Origin of the sequence: Spirillospora sp. NPDC049652 (assembly GCF_040675125.1) — a bacterium.
In the GTDB taxonomy this organism is placed as follows: domain Bacteria; phylum Actinomycetota; class Actinomycetes; order Streptosporangiales; family Streptosporangiaceae; genus Spirillospora.
Genome location: NZ_JBFAOF010001040.1, coordinates 1 through 2,370, shown reverse-complemented (window position 1 = coordinate 2,370; position 2,370 = coordinate 1). Strand labels below are relative to the sequence as shown.

At 74.9% G+C, this 2,370-nt stretch carries 3 protein-coding genes; 2 read left to right on the top strand and 1 reads right to left on the bottom strand.

From position 1 onward, the window contains the following. Nucleotides 1-758: sensor histidine kinase (locus tag AB0J52_RS36580; protein ID WP_500187493.1), on the top strand; the 758-nt coding region annotated here is incomplete at its 5' end. Between the two features lie 8 nt (nt 759-766). Here the strand turns inward: AB0J52_RS36580 and AB0J52_RS36575 are convergent. Beyond that, nucleotides 767-1,759, bottom strand: coding sequence for an ArsR/SmtB family transcription factor (locus AB0J52_RS36575; protein WP_500187492.1), 993 nt, complete (start codon nt 1,757-1,759; stop codon nt 767-769). A gap of 58 nt (nt 1,760-1,817) precedes the next feature. On the opposite strand from AB0J52_RS36575, the gene AB0J52_RS36570 reads away from it, so the two are divergent. Further along, on the top strand, nt 1,818-2,370 hold a 553-nt coding region (locus AB0J52_RS36570; RefSeq protein WP_500187491.1), incomplete at its 3' end, for an MFS transporter.

The following is a 2,370-nucleotide window of genomic DNA, read 5'->3' as shown; positions in this document are numbered from 1 at the left end:
GCGCGGGCGCTCCGGCGGGCGCGGTCGGGACCGTCCTGCCGCGCGCGCTGCTCGGGCTCGTGCTCCTCGGCGGCGCCTGGACGGCCGGACGCGCCGTCGCCGAGCGGCGGCGGAACGCCGAGCGCGAGATCGAGCGGGCGCGGACGGACGAACGGCTCCGGATCGCGCGCGAGATGCACGACGTGGTGACGCACGGGATGGGCCTGATCGCCGTCCAGGCCGGGGTCGCCAACCACGTGGTGGCCGAGCGTCCGGACGAGGCGCGGCGGGCGCTGGAGGTGATCGAGGAGGTCAGCCGGAAGTCGCTAGGCGAGATGCGGGCGATGCTCGGTGTGCTGCGCGGGGACGCTGAGGAGGCCGCCCTCGAACCCGCCCCCGGCCTGGGCGAACTGCCCGCGCTCGTCGTCGCCGCAGGGGCGCGGCTCGACCTGCGCGCGGACGGCCTGCGCACGGACGGCCTGCGGGCGGACGAGGTGCCCGGCGGGGTGCAGTTGGCGGCGTTCCGGATCGTCCAGGAGGCCCTGGCGAACGTGCGGCGGCATGCCGAGGCGTCCGCGCGGTGCCGGGTCGTTGTCCGGAACCGGCCAGGAACGCTTGAGATCCGGGTGCGCGACAGCGGGCCCGCGCGCGGCGGGACGTCCGGGGGCGGCTTCGGGCTGGTCGGGATGCGGGAACGCGCGCTCGCGCACGAGGGCGAGTTCGCGGCCGGGCCGACCCCGGACGGCGGGTTCGAGGTCAGAGCCGTCCTGCGGTACTGACCTTTCGATCAGGGCGGGACTTCGCTGTTCAGCAAGGCGTCGCCCAGTTCGGTGCGCCGGTACAGGACGGCGCGTCCGTACCTGTCGCGGGCCACCAGGCCGCAGTCGCGGAGGACGGCCAGATGGTCGCCGACGTTGCCGAGGCTCATGGTGAGCAGCGCGGACAGGCGGGTCGTGGTGGTCGGCTCGTCCAGGGCGCGCAGGACGTCGGCGCGGGTGCGGCCGATGAGCCTCGGCAGGCCGTCGTTCGGCGGCGCGTGCCGGGACCAGAGGGTCGCGACGCCGCGCGCCCGGTAGGACAGCGTGTTCCGCCAGGGCGGCTCGGTCGAGTAGCCGAGCCCGGCGAAGACCGAGGGCTGGAAGAGGAGCCCCGCGCCGTTCAGGGACACCCGGGGGCCGTCCAGGCCGGAGAGCTCGATCAGCCCGCCGGTCTCGGACGGGTGCCAGTGGACGCGCGGGGACAGCCCGGCGAGGGCCTCGGCCCAGCCGTAGACGGCCAGCCGGCCGGCCCGGTACAGCAGGTCCCGCTCGAAGATCGTCTGGATGGTGGGCCAGTCCGGCGCGATGAGCGCGGCGAACGCCCTCGCCAGGCCGCCGGCGAGCAGCGGCACCACGTCGGGCGAGTCCAGGACGGCGCGGACGCCCCGGTCCGGCGCGGCGAGGCCCGCCCGGTTCTGCGCCAGCTCGAACCGCGCGAGCGCCGGCGGCGTGGCCCTCACCTGCGCCAGCTGCTCGTCCAGCGTGATGTGGACGCGGTCGGGCGGCGGGGTCACGAAGTCGGCCACGTAGCCGCCGCGCCGGCGCAGGTAGGCCAGCGCCCGGACGGCCGGGTCCTCCATCAGCGCGCGGAACGCCGGGCGCGCGCGCCGCACCCACGGCTCCAGCGGCCCGGTCTCGTGCCGTCCGGCCAGCACGCCGAGCGCGCTGGTGACCTCTACCAGGGGCGACACCGCGAACCGCGAGGCGGTGACATCCCCTGGACCGACCTCGATCCACGCCATGTTTCGCTCCTGCCCGAAACCTTAGCGTTGTAGGCAATATGCCGCGATGGTGCGTTTCGTGACGACGACTTCCACCACGTCCCCCGCCACCGTCGCCTACCGCGACATCTTCGCCGTCCGCGAGTTCCGGGTCCTGTTCGCGCTCCGGGTGATCCTCGTCGGCGGCGACATGGTGCGGATGCTCGCGCTCTCCGTCCTGGTGTACCAGCGAACCGGATCGTCGCTGCTCGCCGCCCTCGCCTACACCGCCGAGATGTTCCCCTACGTCATCGGCGGCGCGCTCCTGCTCTCGCACACCGACCGGCTGCCGCCCCGGCGGCTTCTCGTCGGCGTCTACCTCGTCCAGTCCGCGACGACCGCCTTCCTCGCCACCGACGTGCTGCCGGTCGGCGGCACGCTGTGCGTGATGTTCGCGCTGGGCCTGCTGATGCCGCTCGCGTCCGCGTCCACCTGGGCGATGCTCAGCGAGATCCTGCCCGGGGACGGCGGCTACGTGCTCGGCCGGTCCGTCTTCACGATGACGGCGGGCGGCGCGCAGATCGCCGGGCAGGCGTGCGGCGGGCTGCTGATCGCGGCCGTCGGGCCGTCCAACACGCTCTGGCTGTCCTGCG